The organism is Hymenobacter sp. 5317J-9 (assembly GCF_022921075.1).
Classification (GTDB): Bacteria; Bacteroidota; Bacteroidia; order Cytophagales; family Hymenobacteraceae; genus Hymenobacter.
This window is the reverse complement of sequence record NZ_CP095050.1, coordinates 1,332,799-1,348,978: the sequence shown is the minus strand read 5'-3', so window position 1 is coordinate 1,348,978 and position 16,180 is coordinate 1,332,799. Positions and strand designations below refer to the sequence as shown.

General features: G+C 64.7%; 16 protein-coding genes. 9 read left to right on the top strand and 7 right to left on the bottom strand.

The features are described from left to right. Window positions 1-216: 216 nt before the first annotated feature. Window positions 217-2,082, top strand: a complete 1,866-nt coding sequence (locus tag MUN81_RS05540) for a M1 family metallopeptidase (protein ID WP_245115742.1) — start codon at window positions 217-219, stop codon at window positions 2,080-2,082. On the opposite strand, the gene MUN81_RS05535 is transcribed toward MUN81_RS05540, so the two are convergent. Further along, window positions 2,079-2,294, bottom strand: coding sequence for a hypothetical protein (locus MUN81_RS05535; RefSeq protein ID WP_245115740.1), 216 nt, complete (start codon window positions 2,292-2,294; stop codon window positions 2,079-2,081). The two genes, MUN81_RS05540 and MUN81_RS05535, sit on opposite strands and share 4 nt — an antisense overlap. 47 nt (window positions 2,295-2,341) lie before the next feature. On the opposite strand from MUN81_RS05535, the gene MUN81_RS05530 reads away from it, so the two are divergent. Beyond that, a complete protein-coding gene (locus MUN81_RS05530; protein ID WP_245115738.1) occupies window positions 2,342-3,721 on the top strand; it encodes a hypothetical protein in 1,380 nt (459 codons plus the stop codon). Between the two features lie 149 nt (window positions 3,722-3,870). On the opposite strand, the gene MUN81_RS05525 is transcribed toward MUN81_RS05530, so the two are convergent. Continuing rightward, window positions 3,871-4,395: an acyl-CoA thioesterase gene (locus MUN81_RS05525; protein ID WP_245115736.1), complete on the bottom strand. Its 525-nt coding sequence runs from the start codon at window positions 4,393-4,395 to the stop codon at window positions 3,871-3,873. Between the two features lie 271 nt (window positions 4,396-4,666). Between MUN81_RS05525 and MUN81_RS05520 the strand changes: the two genes are divergently transcribed. The 3 genes from MUN81_RS05520 to MUN81_RS05510 all read left to right on the top strand — a co-directional run bounded on the left by MUN81_RS05520 (window position 4,667) and on the right by MUN81_RS05510 (window position 7,554). Continuing rightward, entirely contained in the window at window positions 4,667-6,670 is a 2,004-nt protein-coding gene (locus MUN81_RS05520) for an FAD-dependent oxidoreductase (protein ID WP_245115734.1), read from the top strand. 47 nt (window positions 6,671-6,717) lie between these two features. Then, window positions 6,718-7,053 carry a hypothetical protein gene (locus MUN81_RS05515; protein ID WP_245115732.1) on the top strand — a complete coding sequence of 112 codons (336 nt, stop codon included), beginning with the start codon at window positions 6,718-6,720 and terminating at the stop codon, window positions 7,051-7,053. Between the two features lie 87 nt (window positions 7,054-7,140). Beyond that, window positions 7,141-7,554, top strand: a complete 414-nt coding sequence (locus MUN81_RS05510; RefSeq protein ID WP_245115731.1) for a hypothetical protein — start codon at window positions 7,141-7,143, stop codon at window positions 7,552-7,554. 9 nt (window positions 7,555-7,563) lie between these two features. On the opposite strand, the gene MUN81_RS05505 is transcribed toward MUN81_RS05510, so the two are convergent. The 3 genes from MUN81_RS05505 to MUN81_RS05495 all read right to left on the bottom strand — a co-directional run bounded on the left by MUN81_RS05505 (window position 7,564) and on the right by MUN81_RS05495 (window position 10,496). Then, on the bottom strand, window positions 7,564-8,169 hold the full coding sequence (locus MUN81_RS05505) for a Uma2 family endonuclease (RefSeq protein WP_245115729.1): 606 nt from the start codon (window positions 8,167-8,169) through the stop codon (window positions 7,564-7,566). 81 nt (window positions 8,170-8,250) lie between these two features. Next, the gene (locus MUN81_RS05500; RefSeq protein WP_245115727.1) at window positions 8,251-9,039 is read right to left on the bottom strand and encodes an SDR family oxidoreductase; all 789 of its coding nucleotides are present in this window, start codon (window positions 9,037-9,039) and stop codon (window positions 8,251-8,253) included. Window positions 9,040-9,041: 2 nt separating this feature from the next. Continuing rightward, the gene (locus tag MUN81_RS05495; RefSeq protein WP_245115725.1) at window positions 9,042-10,496 is read right to left on the bottom strand and encodes an aldehyde dehydrogenase family protein; all 1,455 of its coding nucleotides are present in this window, start codon (window positions 10,494-10,496) and stop codon (window positions 9,042-9,044) included. A gap of 272 nt (window positions 10,497-10,768) precedes the next feature. Between MUN81_RS05495 and MUN81_RS05490 the strand changes: the two genes are divergently transcribed. Then, window positions 10,769-11,920, top strand: a complete 1,152-nt coding sequence (locus MUN81_RS05490; RefSeq protein ID WP_245115724.1) for a phosphatase PAP2 family protein — start codon at window positions 10,769-10,771, stop codon at window positions 11,918-11,920. 46 nt (window positions 11,921-11,966) lie between these two features. Further along, window positions 11,967-12,419, top strand: a complete 453-nt coding sequence (locus MUN81_RS05485; RefSeq protein ID WP_245115722.1) for a DinB family protein — start codon at window positions 11,967-11,969, stop codon at window positions 12,417-12,419. A 71-nt stretch (window positions 12,420-12,490) separates the two neighbouring features. On the opposite strand, the gene MUN81_RS05480 is transcribed toward MUN81_RS05485, so the two are convergent. After that, window positions 12,491-13,135: a hypothetical protein gene (locus MUN81_RS05480; RefSeq protein WP_245115720.1), complete on the bottom strand. Its 645-nt coding sequence runs from the start codon at window positions 13,133-13,135 to the stop codon at window positions 12,491-12,493. A 90-nt stretch (window positions 13,136-13,225) separates the two neighbouring features. Then, window positions 13,226-14,095, bottom strand: coding sequence for an SDR family oxidoreductase (locus MUN81_RS05475; protein WP_245115718.1), 870 nt, complete (start codon window positions 14,093-14,095; stop codon window positions 13,226-13,228). Window positions 14,096-14,204: 109 nt separating this feature from the next. Here MUN81_RS05475 and rluF point away from each other — a divergent pair, with 109 nt between their 5' ends. Both rluF and MUN81_RS05465 read left to right on the top strand, forming a co-directional pair. Continuing rightward, entirely contained in the window at window positions 14,205-15,287 is a 1,083-nt protein-coding gene (rluF, locus tag MUN81_RS05470) for a 23S rRNA pseudouridine(2604) synthase RluF (protein ID WP_245115716.1), read from the top strand. A 59-nt stretch (window positions 15,288-15,346) separates the two neighbouring features. After that, window positions 15,347-16,174 carry a hypothetical protein gene (locus MUN81_RS05465; protein WP_245115714.1) on the top strand — a complete coding sequence of 276 codons (828 nt, stop codon included), beginning with the start codon at window positions 15,347-15,349 and terminating at the stop codon, window positions 16,172-16,174. Window positions 16,175-16,180: the final 6 nt, after the last annotated feature.

The window sequence follows — 16,180 nt, the reverse complement described above, 5'->3', positions numbered from 1 at the left end:
GAAAGACGCAGGGCCACGTCTAGCCGCCGAACCCGACCATTGTATCGACCAAGACGGACTACACTGTAGCGCGGACGCTGTGAGTCCGCGCGTGGCAGAACCTCCCTGCAACGATGCGCGGACTCGCAGCGTCCACGCTACAACTTGAACCCGGCTCGCCCATCTTTGCTTTCGCTTCGTGCAACGCCTACCTCCTCCCCGCCGTCTGTCCCTGCTATGATTCGACCCTTACTTGGCCTGCTGCTCGCGGCGGGCCTGGCCGCCCCCGCCGCCGCCCAAACCACCCCGCTGTATCAGCCCCGCGACATTCAGCGGGCCTTTCAGAAAGGCACCCGCGCCATGGACGGCCGCCCCGGCCCCAACTACTGGCAGAACCGCGCCCGCTACAACATCACGGTGCAGGCCGCGCCGCCGGCCCGCGACATCCGCGGCCGCGAAACCATCACCTACTTCAACAACAGCCCCGACACGCTGCGCCAGGTGGTGCTGCGCATCATCCAGAACATTCACAAGCCCGGCGCCTCGCGCGACGGCGACGCCTCGCCCGACTACCTCACCTCGGGCGTGGTGATTGACACCTTGCTGGTGGGCGGCCAACTCAAGCCGATGCCGGCCAACCTGGGCACCGCGCCGGGCGTGCGCCTGCCCAAGCCCCTGGCCCCGCACGACTCGGTGAAGTTTGCCGTGGCCTGGCACTACCCCATTTCGGTGGAAAGCGGCCGCGAGGGCATGATTGACCCCACCACCTACTTCCTGGCCTACTTCTACCCGCGCATTGCGGTGTATGACGACTACGCCGGCTGGGACCGGCTGCCCTTTGTGGACAGCAAGGAGTTCTACAACGATTTCAACGATTACACCCTGCGCGTGCAGGCGCCGGCCAACTACATTGTGTGGGCCACCGGCACGCTGCAAAACCCCGACCAGGTGCTGCAAAAAGCCGCCGCCAAGCGCCTGAAGCAGTCGATGACCAGCGACAAGGTGATTCACGTGGCCACGGCCGCCGATTTGGCCAAGAAAAGCATCACCAACCAGCAGGCGATGAACACCTGGGTCTGGACCGCGAAGGACATTTCGGACGTGACCGTGGGCCTGAGCGACCATTACGTGTGGGACGCCGCCAGCGTGGTAGTGGATGCCAAAGCCAAGCGCCGCGCCAGCATGCAGGCCGCCTACGCCGACTCCACGGTCGATTTCCGTGAGTCGGTGAAGAACGGGCAGTTTGCCCTGGGCTGGTTTTCGGACCCGAAGAACTGGCCGGGCATCCCCTACCCCTTCCCCAAGATGACGGCTTTCCAGGGCTTTGCCGATATGGAATACCCCATGATGGTGAACGACAGCCCGCAGAAGGACCCCAAGTTTGCGCAGTTTGTGCAGGACCACGAAATCGCGCACACCTACTTCCCCTTCTACATGGGCATCAACGAGAGCCGCTACGCCTATATGGACGAAGGCTGGGCCACCACGTTTGAGCGCCTCATCAACACCGCCGAAAACGGCGCCGCCACCGCCGACGAGTTCTACAAGCAGTTCCGGGTGAGCCGCTGGATAAACGACCGCAGCACCGCCGAGGACTTGCCCATCATCACGCCCAGCAGCGAGCTGCGCGCCGGCTACGGCAACAACGCCTACGGCAAGCCCTCGCTCAGCTACTTCGCCCTGAAAGACATGCTCGGCGACGACCTATTCAAGAAGAGCCTGCACGAGTACATGGCCCGCTGGCACGGCAAGCACCCCATTCCGTGGGACTATTTCAACTCGATGAGCAGCGCCTCGGGCCAGGACCTCAACTGGTTTTTCCAGAACTGGTTTTTCACCAATAACTACATCGACCTGGCCGTGGGCGCTGTGAATGGCACCACCCTCACGGTGCAAAACATCGGCGGCTTCGCCGTGCCTTTCGACGTGGTGGTGGAATACGCCGACGGCAGCAAGGCCACCCTGCACCAGTCGCCGGCCGTGTGGCAGGCCAACCAGCGTCTGGCCACCATCACCCTGCCCAAAGCCGCCAAAACCGTGGCCCTGCAAGGTGGCATCTTCATGGATGCCAACGAGAAAGACAACACCTGGGCACAGCGCTAACTGCACGGCGCCCCCAGCGGCCCGACCAAGGCCGTGATATTGCCGGCAAAGCCTTTTTCGGGGGTTTTGCCGGCAATGCTGTTTTGGGCCCGGAAGTCTGTTTGCAGGCGGCCCTGGCCCTTGGCGCGGGCGAGGCGGGCGGACCGGGGGCGCCAGGCGCCGTAGCTTTGGGCCGGCCACCACGCGCCCAACGGGACTTCTTCGCGTGGCAAAGCTCCGGCGGCCAGCCCACACTTTCTCCTTCCTTTCCATTACGTTAATGTTGTCTTTTGTTACGCGAGGCCTGACGGCCGGCCCCAGACTTCTGTTGTTACCGGCGCTGCTGCTGGGAAGTTCGGCCCTGGCCCAGGTGGCTCCCACGCTGCCGCCCCCATCGGCTCCGCCCGGCCTCAAGGAAGGGCTGAAAACCTACCTCTCGCCCGACAGCACCACTTTTCTCAAGCTCAACTTCCTGGCCCAGACCTGGGCGCGCTTCAACGAAAGCAACCCCGGCACCACCGTGAACGGGCAGTTGGAGCGCCACACCACCGACGTGGGCATCCGCCGCCTGCGCCTGGTGCTGAGCGGGCAGCTCACGCCGCGGCTGTTTCTGTTTCTGCAGTTCGGCCAGAACAACTTTTCGTACCTGTCGACGCGCAAGACGGGGGCGTTTTTTCACGACGCCACGGCCGACTACGCCATTGTGAAAAAGAAGCTGAGCCTGGGCATCGGCCTCAACGGCTGGAACGGGCCTTCGCGCTACGCCAACTCCTCCACGGCGTCGATACTGGGCCTCGACCTGCCCATTTTTCAGGAGGCCACCAACGACGTGAACGACCAGTTTCTGCGGCGCATGGGCGTGTACGCCAAGGGCAAACTGGGCAAGCTCGACTACCGCGTGTCGGTGGGCCAGCCCTTTGTGACGCAAACGGCCACCGCCGTGCCCGACCCCATTTCGCAGAACTCGACCTACTCGACGCGCAACCCGCACGCCGTGGTGCACAGCTATTTCATGTACCAGTTTCTGGACCAGGAGAGCAACGCCGGCGCCGGCAACGCGGGCACCTACCTGGGCAAGAAGCGCTTGTTCAACCTCGGCGCGGGCCTGGTGCGCCAGGGCGAGGCCATGTGGCGCCGCGGCCCGGCCGGCGACACCATCACCCAGGCCCTGACGCTCTGGGCCGTGGACGCGTTTTACGACGCGCCGGTGAACGCCGCCAAGGGCACGGCCATCACGGCCTACGGCGGCTACTACCGCTACGACTTCGGCCCCGGCTACATCCGCAACGTGGGCGCCATGAACCCGGCCAACGGCGTGCGCGCCGGCCAGGGTTCCTTCAACGGCCCCGGCAACAATGTTCCCCTGCTGGGCACCGGCCATACGCTCTACGCCCAGGCCGGCTACCTGCTCCGCCAAAACCTACTCGGCAGCCTGGGCACGCTGCAGCCCTACGCCCAGGGCCAGTGGTCGAAGTACGACCGCCTCGCCGACCCCCTAATGGTGTTCGATGTGGGCGTGAACTGGCTCATCCTCGGCAACCTCAGCAAGCTGTCGTTTAACTACCAAAACCGGCCTGTTTTCACCACGCAGGCCAATGGCGACGTCACGGCCACCGACCGCCGCGGCGAGTACGTGATGCAGTACCAGGTAGCGTTTTAGAGGAACGCACTGGTCGAGCCACAATAAAAAGAACGTCATGCTGAGCGCAGTCGAAGCATCTCGCGTGCCGCGGTAATCAGATTACTTGCGCGGCAGAGATGCTTCGACTGCGCTCAGCATGACGTTCTCTCTTTAACAAAAACAACGCTTTACTCGTCGGCCCCCGCGCCGCGCCGCTGCTTCTTGAGTTGCTGGCGGACTTCTTTCACGCGCTCATCAAACCCGTCGGGGTCGTAGCTGACGTCTTCCACGTCGAGGTCTTCGAGCAGGTTCATCATGGCGTTGGCGTGGTCGGTGCGGGTGCCGGCGGGCATGGTCACGTAGGCCATTTCGGACCAGAGCAGGGCCAGCAGGCGCAGGCCGTCTTCGCTGCGCATCTGCATTTCGAGCACCAGGTTGGAGTTGTCGAAGTGAATGAGCTGGCTCAGGATGCGGACTTTGGCGCCCTGCCGGGCCGGCTTGAGGTAGCTGATGTGGTGCTTGGTGATGACCCAGGCGGCCTTTTGCTCCTGGGCCAGGTGGCCCATGTTGAGGGCGTAGTGCTCCGAGGTGTGGTCTTCGCGGGCATTGAGAAAGTAGTCGAAGTAGCGGGCGTTGTTGAGGTGGCCCATCATGTCGCAGTCCTGAAAGTGGACGCGGTACGTGGTTTCGGGCGTTTGGATGAGGCGGGGCATGGGATTTCAGGGCAATATGGTGCGGGGTACGAGGGCGCGGGCCGCAAAGGTCGGGCGCTATGTTGGTTTGAAAGCCCGTCATGCTGAGCGCAGCCGAAGCATCTCTACTGCGAGAGTACATGATTACTTCCTCGGTAGAGATGCTTCGGCTGCGCTCAGCATGACGGGCTCCTTCCTACTTACTTACCTCCTCCTACCCTCAAAAACTACTCGGCACGCCTAACATGTTGGAGAAAATTTCCTACCTTTTACGCTCCAAAATTCCCGCCTCATGTTCTCGCTCACGCCCGACCGTTCCGCCGTTCTGCAAGCTCTTGCTGACACCTTTATCCCGCCGCTGCCGGACGGCAGCCCTTCCGGCTCTGCGGGCGTGAACCTAGACAAGTTGCAGGACGCCATTCGGGAGCAGCCCGAGGGCGCGCAGGCGGAATTTGGCAAGCTGCTCGACCTGCTGGAAAAGCCGCTGCTGGGCCTGACGTGGTTCGGGCCGCTCAAGCCCTTCCGCAAGCTGGAGCCCGCGCAGCGCGAGCAGCTGCTGCAAAGCTGGGCCAGCTCCAACGTGCCGCAGCTGCGCAAGGGCTTTCAGGCGCTGCGTAAGCTGTGCACGCTGCTGTACTACGGTGGCAGCATGGCCGCTGTGCCGGCGGCCTGGGGCCGCCTGGGCTACCCCGGCCCCGACGAGAAGCCCGTGGACACGCCCAAGCCCATTCGCACCCTGCGGCCCACCGAGGCCACCACCTACGAGTGCGATGTGCTGGTGATTGGCAGCGGCGCGGGCGGCGGTGTGGTGGCCGGCGAACTGGCCCAGGCCGGGCAGGATGTGCTGGTGCTTGAAAAGGGCCCCTACTGCCACGGCTGCGACTTTACCCAGCGCGAAGTGGACATGCTGGGCAAGCTCTATGACGCCAAAGGCACGCTGAGCACGCAGGACGGCAGCATCGGCATTCTGGCCGGCGCCTGCCTGGGCGGCGGCACCACCGTGAACTGGGCCGGCGCCTTCCGCACCCCCGACTACGTGCTGCAGGAATGGGCCCGCGAGCACGACGCGCCCCACTTCACCACGCTCGAATTCAAGGAAAGCCTCAACGCCGTGGCCCGCACCATTGGCGTGAACACCAACTACACCCGCCACAACGGCCAGAACCAGGCCCTGTGGGACGGCTCGACCAAGCTGGGCCAGGAAGTGAAGCTGATTCCGCGCAACGAAAAGGGCCTCTCCGACTCTGATACTCATTTTCGCAGCCTGGGCTACACCACGCTGGGCGACGCCCACGGCATCAAGCAGGGCACGTTGAATACGTACCTGCTCACGGCGTTCGAGCACGGCGCCCGCATTTTGGCCGACACCAAAGTTGACCGCGTGACCATTGCCAACGGCCGCGCCACCGGCGCCGAGGCCGTGCACACGACGGAGAAAGGCCAGCAAATCCGCATCATTGTAAAGGCAAAGCGCGTGGTGGTGGCCGGCGGCGCCATTCAAACACCGGCCCTGCTGCTGCGCTCCGGCCTGAAGCACCCGCACCTGGGCCGCCACCTGCACCTGCACCCCACCGTGGTGGTGGGCGCCCGCTACCCGCAGGCCATGAACTCCTGGCACGGCCCCAGCATGAGCGTGGTGAACGATACCTACACCCAGCTGCACGGCACCAACTTCGGCGCCAAGCTCGAAACGCCTCCCACCCACCCCGGCCTGCTGAGCATGGTGCTGCCCTGGCTGTCGGGCCAGCAGCACCACGAGCTGCTGCGCGACGCCAGCCACCTGGGCTCCTTCATCGTGCTGACGCGTGACCGCGACGGCGGCCGGGTAACCATCGACAAAAACGGCGCCTCGCTGATTGACTACGCCCTTTCGGATTTCGACCGCGCCAACATGCTGGAGGGCGTGCGCGCCGCCGCCCACATTCACGTGGCGGCCGGCGCCACGCAGGTGTATTTGCCCCACGGCACGCTGCCCACGCTTCACGCCAAGGACGGTGTTTTGCAAAACCCCGAGGTGCTCGACAAGCTGCCGCACCTGAGCTGGAAGTCCAACCAGTTCGGCCTATACAGCGCCCACCAGATGAGTACCTGCCGCATGGGCGGCGATGCCGCCACGCACCCGCTCAAGCTCAACGGCGAAACCGTGGAGGTGCATAACCTCTTCGTAGCCGACGGCTCGGCCTTTCCGGCCTGCAGCGGGGTGAACCCCATGCTCACCATCATGGCGCTGGCGCATTTCACGGCGCAGGGCATGAAGGCGGGCCGCTCGGTTGAGGCCCGCGCCGAGGTGGTGTAGAGACGCGAATACGCGCTTCTATACCGCTCAGTCTTATTTTGGCATTTATGAAACGCCCACCTCTGCCCTATATGCTGTTGCTGCCGCTGCTAGCGGTGCTGCTGTTTGGCAACTGCGCGCAAAACGTCTACCGCGTGCTGGGGCCGGGCACTACCCCGGCGCAGGTGGCGCGGCTCAAGCAAATAAACGAAGAGACGTCCGCGGCGTACCGGGCGGCCTTCGACCGCCCCACTGGCCAGCCTGGCCCCACGCCGGAGCAGGTCATCGACAGCGGCCGCGCCGCGCAGCAGCGCCTGCTTACGCCCGAGCAGTACCGCCGCTACAAAACCCGGTATTCCCCTCTGCCCCTGCGCTACCCCAGGCGCCCGCCTCGCCACTATTAGCGGGGCAGGCGCGCCGGTCAACTTTCTGCCGGGCGTGTACCCCGGCGCGGGTTCCTGCGTACTGGGAGAATATTGCATTTCTTTAGTATGCGCTCCATTCGCCTTTTCCTTGCGCTGTCGTTGTCGCTGACCGCCGCCAGCTGTTCTATTTTTCACCGCGACAAGCCCGCGCCCGTGGTCGAAACCGTGCGCACGCCCGATTCGCCCGCGCCGCCCACCGCCGCCCGCGACCTGGCCGATGTGATGGGCACCGAGCTCCAGCTCACTCCCGACCAGACCTTGCGCGTGCGCACCATCCTCAACGGCACGCTTTCCGAGTCGAACGCAGCCAAGGAGAAGTTTGCGCCCAAGTCGCCGCAGTTGCTGGCCGAGCTCAAGCGCATTAATATCAGCTCGCAGCAGCAGCTGCGCACGGTGGTGGGCCCGGCCAAGTTCAAGCTTCTCCAAACCAAGGGCACTCAGCAAAAAATAGCCGCCGAGATGCAGCAGCGGCAGAAATAGCGCGGCGGGCTACCGTGGAAGTCCCGGTTCCGGCGTGAGCTGCAAAGGGGCTACGTCCGTGTCGTCGTACACCTCGGCGAGCGGCAGGCGTAGGTTCAATTCCGGGATTTCCAGCACATCGGCCGGGTCGCTAAAAACGGTGTGCACCCACTGGCCCAGGTCATCGCGCCGAAACCACTCCAGCACCCACGCCGTCTGCGACACCAGAATATAGTGCCGCAGTGCAGGTATCTTCTTGTACTGGTTGAATTTACGACTGCGGTCATACTCGGCCGTGGAGGGCGACAGCACTTCCACGATGAGTACGGGCTGCCGCACGAGATAGGGGTCGCGACGGTCCTCGGGGTCGCAGGTCACCACCACGTCGGGGTAGGTGTAGTGAAACGATTCCTGCACCGCCAGCCGCACGTCCTCCATAAATACCTGGCAGCCCCGGCCGCGCAGCCCCGCTCGCAGGGCCAGCGTAATATTTTGCGTAATCAGGTTATGGGCCTTGGTGCCGCCTGCCATGGCAAATACTTCACCGTCGAAGTATTCATGTCGAACCTCGCTTTGCTGCTCCAGCGCAAAGTATTCGTCCGGAGTGTAGAGGCGGTGGGAATGGGACTGTCCCATAGATTATCGGGCAAGGGTGTGGTCAAAGATAAACCAGCCGGCCACGCTCAGTGCCGAGCCATGGTTTCTGCGGCCTAACCGCTACCGCACCCGGGCCCGGCGCAGCACCCGCGCAAACAGGCCCGGGGCCAGGCGCTTCAGCAGCAGGCCCCAGGTTTCGCGGCCGCCGATGGCCACTTCGTTGCGGTCCTGGGCAATAGCGCGCAGAGCCTGCCGGGCAAAGTCGGCGGGGGCCAGGCCGCTCGCCGTGGCTTCGTCCATCTCGCCCAGCGCGCGGCCGTCGCCGGTCAGGGCATTCACCGACACGCCGGTGTGAATAAAGCCGGGGCAAATGATGGTGACGCCCACGCCGCTCGTGTAAATCTCGGCCCGCAAGGAATCGAAAAAGCCGTGCAGCGCGTGCTTGGCCGCCGCGTAAGCGCTGCGGTAAGGCGTGCCAAACTTGCCCACCAGGCTGCTGATGACGACAATGCGCCCGGCCCGCCGCGCCAGCATGCCCGGCAATACGGCTTTGCTGAGCGCCACCGGGCCGAAATAGTCGACTTCCATCAGGCGGCGGTCCACGGCCAGGCTAGTATCCAGCGCGAGGCTGCGCTGGCTGATGCCGCCGTTGTTCACCAGCAAATCAATGTGCCCGAAGCGGGCCTGCACCGCGGCCACTGCCGCCGCAAACGTGTCGGGCGCGGCCAAATCCAGGGGCAGCACCAAGGCTTCGGCGGGGGCGCAGGCGGCTTGCACGCGCTGCAGCTCGGCCTCGTTGCGGGACGAAAGCACGAGGCGGGCGCCCTGCCCCGCAAAAGCCCGCGCCAGCGCCTCGCCGATGCCGGCCGAAGCGCCGGTTATCCACACTACCTGACCTTGAAAATCCATCCTTACAGGTACTTCACCAGCCAGCCAATCAGCTTTTGCACCTTGCTGGTGTAGGGCGGGTACATGGCCTTGATGCCGGTGTAGCCCACGCGCTGCCGCATCACGCCCTTCTCGTTGCTGAACGCCAGAAAGCCCGAATGCCCGTGCGCCTTGCCCAGGCCTGAATTGCCTACGCCGCCGGTGGGCAGCTCGGGGTGGGCGAAGTGCAGCACGGTTTCGTTCACGCCCGCTCCGCCGGCCGAGGTGGTTGAGAGCAGGTAGCGGCGGTTTTCGGCGCTGGTGGTGAAGATGTACTGGGCCAGCGGCTTGAGCCGGGCGTTGATGTACGCCGTGGTTTCGCGAATGTTTTTAAACGTGAGCACGGGCAGCAGCGGACCGAAAATCTCCTCTTCCAGCACGCGGGCGCCGGCCGGCACGTTGGTGAGCAGCGTGGGCTCGATGTAGTTCTGCAGGGCGTCGACGGTGCCGCCGGCGGCCACGGTGGCGCCGCGGGTCTGGGCGTCTTCGAGCAGGCCCGCCAAGCGAGCAAAATGGTGCTGGTTCACGATGCGGGCCAGGGACTCACTGCGCTCGATGCCGGCACCGGTGGGATTGTAGGCCCGCTCAATGGCGGCGGTGAGCTCCCGCAGCAGGGCGGGCTGCACGTTTTCCTGCACCAGCAGGTAGTCGGGGGCCACGCAGGTCTGGCCGTTGTTGAGGAATTTGCCCCACACGATTTTCTCGGCCGCGTCGCGCAGGTTGGCGGTTTCGTCCACCACGGCGGGGTTTTTGCCGCCCAGCTCCAACGTGAGGCCGCTGAGGTGCTGAGCCGCGGCGCGCATCACAATCTTGCCCACTTCGGGGCTACCGGTGAAGAAAATGTGGTCCCAGGGCAGCTTCAGCAGGTCGGTGGCCACTTCCTTATCGCCCTGCACCAGCAGCACCTCATCGGGCCGAAACAGTTCTTCCACCAGCTGCAGCAGCAGGGCCGAGGTGGCGGGCGTTTGCTCGGCCGGCTTTATCAGCACGGCGTTGCCGGCGGCAATGGCCGAAATCAGCGGGCCCACGGCCAGGTAAAACGGGTAGTTCCAGGGCGAGATGATGAGCACCACGCCCTTGGGTTCGACCTGCACCCAGGAGCGGGTGCCCAGCAAGGCCAGGTTAGTGCCTACCGGGCGCGGCGCCATCCACTTTTTCAGGTGCTTGCTGGTATGCTTGAGTTCGACCAGTGAAGTCCAGATTTCGGTGAGGTCCGTTTCAGCCGAGGGCTTGCGGAAATCGGCATACAGCGCCTGCTGAATCTCGGCGCGGTGGGCGTGCAGCCAGTCCTGCAGCTTCTGCAGGCGGGCGCGGCGGGCGGCCACTCCCTCCTGGCGCAGCGCGGGGGCTCGCTGGCGCAGCGCGTCAAACTGCGCTTGGTAAGGATTGGCGGCGGGCACAGCGGCAGGCGCGGTTAGCTCAGAAGCAGCAGGTTGCATGGGCTTGGAAAATGAAAAGGCCGCCCACTATAGCACGGCTTTGCAGAAAGATACGCGGCTTGCACAACATTTCGGTTTCTCATCCGTCAGCGCGGTTGGCCCTGGCCCAGCGGTATCCCCTTCGTGACGCAGGTGTTACCTTTGCGGCCCGTTAGCCAAACCGGCCGGCGCCGGTTTCCGTTTGTTGCCTCCCGCTGCCTGGCGGAGGTGATAGGCAAGTGCCGTTGTTGTTACAAAGTATCTGTTACGTGAAGTCTTATTACCCTGGCCGCTTGCGGCTGCCTGCCATCCTGTTTTTCAGTTTATTATCTGCCGCCGCTAGTCTGGCTCGCCCGATTGGGGCAACCGCCGACTCCCCCGGCGCTCCTGCCGATACCAGCCGGGTGATGCTGAGCGAGACGATGCCCGCAGAGCATGCCGACCTCAACGACACGCTGCCGCACATTCACCCGCGCGACGCCAACGGCCGCATCACCGACTACACCGTGGCGCCCGGCGTAACCTGGCACTACGACAAGCCCAAACCCTTCCGCTGGGCACTCAACATCCCGCGCGACCTGAGCCAGTTTCCCGGCTACGCTTTCCGCAAGGAAAACAAGGGCACGCTCATGGGCCTGGTGGTGAGTTCGGTGGGCCTGTGGGTGGCCGACCAGGCCATCATCGACTGGAGCCAGGACGTGGGCCGGCAGCTGGGCCTCACGCCCAAAAGCACGCAACGCACGCTGTTCTACGTGCCTTTCCGCATCGGTTCGGCCAACCTGCCGTTCGAGTTCAACGTGCCCGACAACCTCAACAGCACCTTCTACTACCTCGGCGACGGCTGGACGCACCTGGCCGTGGCCAGCAGCTTCTGGATTTACGGCGGTATCAAGAAAGACAACCGCGCCCTGCGCACCTCCAGTGAGCTGGGCGAGGCCATTTTCAGCACCGGCCTGGTGGTGCAAACCCTCAAGCGCCTCACCGGCCGCCAGAGCCCCTACGTGGCCACCAAAGACCGGGGCGAGTGGCACCTGTTTCCGTCGTACAACCGCTACCAAAGCTTCGTGCCCAACTACGACGCTTTTCCCACCGGCCACCTGGCCACGGCCATGGCCACGGTCACGGTCATCGCCGAAAACTACCCCGAATACCACTTCGTGCGCCCCGTGGGCTACGGCCTGATGGGCCTGCTGGGCTACGCCATGCTCAACAACGGCGTGCACTGGGCCTCCGACTATCCCATCGGCATTGCGCTGGGCTACGGCTTCGCCAAAATTGCGGTGCGCAACGGCCGCACCCGCGTGGAAGACGCGCCCACCGACCCGGCCGCGCCCGGCACCGGCTGGGTGCGCCCGCCCAAGCGCCGGCCTTGGTATCGCCAGGGCCAGATGGCGCCCTACACCTACGGCCCGTTCACGGGGGCGTCGTGGTCGCTGCGCTGGTAACGAATTACGCTTCAGCTTAATGGGCCCAGCGGACTATATTGCGGTTATGGAATTAACCCACAGCCTTGCCACGCTCGACGCCCAGCTGGAATTGTTGGCCCGGCACTGGGGCCAGTGGTCCGAAGCCGAGCTGCTGGCCTTGCCGGGGCCGGGCCGCTGGTGCAAAAAGGAAATTCTGGGCCACCTCATCGACTCGGCCGCCAACAACCACCGGCGCTTCGTGCTGGCCCAGGTGGCGCCCGCGCCGCTCAAACTGCTGGCCTACGACCAGGACGCCTGGGTGCGGGCCGCGCACTACCGCAATCTGCCCGCCGCCGACCTGCTGGCCCTCTGGACGAGCTACAACCGCCTCATCCGGCACCTGCTGGCCCATATTCCGGCTCACTTGCTGGCCACCGAGTGCTTTTCGCTGCACAACAACCCCGTCACCCTCGGCTGGGTGGTGGCCGACTACGTGCTGCACCTAGAACACCACGTCCGGCAGATACTTCACGAATAGCCGCCGCCCGTATTTCAGCAAAAAAAGCCCGTTCCTGCTGAGGAACGGGCTTTTTTGCTTTCGGTGAAGGGCTATTTAAACAGGCCCTTTTTCACGGTGCGGTTGCCGTTTTCGTCGATTTTAATCTTGGTGCCGTCGGCGCGCTTGATTTTCACCGAGCCGTCGTCGTCGCGCTTCACTTTGGCGCCGTTCATATACTTGGCTTTGTGGTCGCCGTCGCGCTCATTTTCTACCTTTTTCACGCCCGAGCCCTGGCCCACGCTGCTCGTGGTGCGGCGCTCCGTCACCACTACCGGGGTAATGGAATAGGGGCCCTCGCCGTAGTTGGCGCGGTTCGACGAGTAGGTGTTGTAGTAATAGGGGTTGTTGAGGGTGGTGCGCACCTGCTCGTCGGCCTCGTCGTTGATTTGGCGCACGGCAGCGTAGCGGCCGGTGGTGTCGGTGGTGTAGCGGGTGTCGAGCTCGCCCAGGCGACGGCCGCGGGTGTAGTAGGTGCGCTCGATGCGGGTCACGAGCACGGTGTCGGTCAGCTTGAGGTCTTCGGCCACACGGGCGGCCAGGCGGCGGGCGTCGTCGTGGGCGGCCATGGTGTCGGGCAGCACGGTGGCGGTGGTGCCGTCGGTGGTGGTCACGGTGGTTTCCTCTTTCTTTTCCTGCGAGCAGGCAGCGGTAGCCAGCGTGGCGGCGGCCAATAGGCCCAATACTTTGATGTTCATGTAAGCGGAGATTAAGAAAATTAAAACAGCCATGCAGCTATTCTTGCCGCCTGATACGGACGCGCTTGCCCGGAAGTTATTGGCTGCCGGTTAGGCGTTCACCACCGACCCGCCGTTGGGGTGCAGCGTTTGGCCGGAAAAGTACGAGGCGTCTTCCGACGCCAGAAACACGTAGGCCGGCGCCACTTCCGACGGCTGGCCGGCGCGGCCCATCGGCACGTCGTGGCCAAACAGCGGCAGCTTCAGCAGGCCCACGCCGGTGATGAAAGGCGTCCAGATGGGGCCCGGCGCCACCGAGTTCACCCGGATGCCCTTCTTCACAAGCTGCAGCGACAATGCCCGCGTGAAGGCCGTGATGGCGCCTTTGGTGGAGGTGTAGTCCAATAGCATCTCGTTGCCCTTGAAGCCATTCACCGAAGCCGTGTTGATGATGGCGTCGCCTTCCTTGAGGTGCTTGAGCGCCGCCCGCGAGATGCGGAACATGGCAATGATGTTGAGGTTGAAGATGCTGTCGAGTTCCTCGTCCTTGATGTCTTCGAGCGTATCGTGCCAGTTTTGCTCGGCGGCGTTGTTCACCAGCACGTTGAGCCCGCCGAGCTCGGCCACGGTGCGGTCCACGATTTCCTGGCAGAAGGCCGGGCTTTTGAGGTCGCCGGGCAGCAGGAAGCAGCGGCGGCCGTGGGCCTGCACCAGTTCCTGCACCTTCTCGGCGTCCTGCTGCTCGGTGGGGAAATAGCTGATGGCCACGTCGGCGCCTTCGACGGCGAAATGCACGGCCACGGCCCGGCCAATGCCGGAGTCGCCGCCCGTGATGAGTGCTACTTTGCCCTTGAGTTTGTCGGCGCCTTTATAGCCGTCGCGGATGAACTCGGGCTCGGGGGTCATCTTGTATTCGAGGCCGGGCTTGCCGGCGCCCGCGTCCTGGCTTTGGGGCGGGAAAATGGTGGGTTTATCAGACATGTGATAAGGTGACTGGGGAAAGGATGAGCTTTTCCTAACGTCCCGGCCCCGGCCGGGTTGCCGGGTAGCGTGGCCGTACCTTTGCCAGCCCACGAACCCCTTCAGTAGCATGCCCGCCGCCTCCGCCATCCGCCTCAACAAGTTCATCAGCGAAAGCGGCCTGTGCTCGCGCCGCGAGGCCGACCGCTACATCGAGCAGGGCTTGGTGCTGCTCAACGGCAAGCCCGCCAAAGTAGGAGACCAGGTGCGCCCGCGCGACCGCGTGAGCGTGAACGGCCACAAGCTGGAGCCCCGGCAGGCCGAAGACGCCGTGTACCTGGCCTTCAACAAGCCGGTGGGCATCACGAGCACCACCGAGCCCGGCGTGCGCGGCAACATCGTGGACTACGTGAACCACGCGGCGCGCATTTTCCCCGTCGGCCGGCTCGACAAGGACTCGTCGGGCCTGATATTCCTGACCAGCGACGGCGACATCGTGAACAAGATTCTGCGGGCCGGCAACCAGCACGAAAAGGAATACGTGGTAACGGTAAACCGCACTCTCACCGACCAGATGCTGGACGAAATGAGCCGCGGCATCCCCATGCTGGGCACCGTCACCAAGCCCTGCGTCGTTCAGAAGGAAACGCCCTACATTTTCCGCATCACGCTGGTGCAAGGGCTGAACCGCCAAATCCGCCGCATGGTGGAGCATTTTGGCTACGAAGTGACCAAGCTCGAACGCGTGCGCATCATGAACGTAACGGTGAAAGGCCTGCCCGTGGGCGACTGGCGCGAGCTGACCCCGCAGGAGCTGGCCGGCATCATGAAAATGGTGGAGAAGTCGAGCGGCACCGAAGAAGCATCCGGCGGCCGCCGCAGCCGGCCCGCCGCGCCGCGCCCGGCCGCCCCCCGTCCGGCCACCAAAGCCAACGCCGCCGCGCCCTCCCCCACCGGCGAAGCCGCGCCCCGGCGCCCCTACAAAAAACCGCCGCCTTCGCCCCAAAACCCCTCCGGCACCGGCTGGTGGGGCCCCCGCCCCGACAAGCCCGCCGCCGCGGGCGCCCGGCCCGGGGCAGCCGGCAAGCGCCCGGCCAAAGCCGGCCCGGCGCGGCCCGCGAGCGGCCGCCCGGGGCCGTCGGCGGGGGGCAGCCGACCGCCCCGGACCGGCAAGACCGGTGGACGCGGCACGGGCCCGGCCGGCCGGCGCTAGCGTGGTGCCCGCCGGGCCCGGCGGAATTTTCCCGTTCTACTTTGGGGTTAGGCTTTCCAATGAAACACGTATTCCTGCTGCTGTGGCTGTGGTTTCCTGGCCCGACGGCCCCACCGGCGCCCCTCCAACCGCTGCAAATTGCCGAGCGGTTTGTGGCCCCCGCCGGCTGGGCCGACATGAAGGACTACCTCTGCTGTGAGGCCGCCGGCCAGGCCAAACAGGAAACCCTGGGCCAGCAGATTCCGGCCCGGCTGCAGCGCAGCTGCGAGCTGCTGAACCAGACCGACAGCACCGCCGTGGTGGCCGTGGAGTTGCGCGACTCCGCCGAACACCGCGACTTCTATCTGCACTTTGCCAAAGAAGGCACTACCTGGAAGCTGCAAGCCATTCGCAACCTGGCCATGACGCACCTGGGGCCGCCCATGGTGGAACTGCTCTCGGCCCTACCCCCCGCCGAAGTGGCCGAGTACGACCGCAAGCACCCCGACGCCAGCCACGCCTTCACGGTGGGCAACCTGCGCCTGTGGACGGCCGCCGATGCTGACATCGCCGCCCACTTTCGGAAAAACAAGGCCGATTTTCGCAAGCTGCTGCGCCTGGTGCAGGCCGGCAACTACTTTGTTGCTGACAGCCTTGCCGCCGGCGAGAAAGCCGCCAACGCCGCCCCCGCCGTGCACGCCCTGCTGCGCAAGCTGTACCTGAGCCGCGTGACCCGCCGCGAAACCGGCTGCGCCAGCTGTCTGGAGTTTGTCATCGGCGGCAAGGTGAACAGCACGGTAGGCTTGCTCTACCAGCCCCAGCCGGCCCAGCTGCCGGCCATGACGCCCGAGCGCCTCATCATGCTGCGGCCCTTGGGCGAGGGCTGGTATTTATACAAAACGACCTAACGTAAC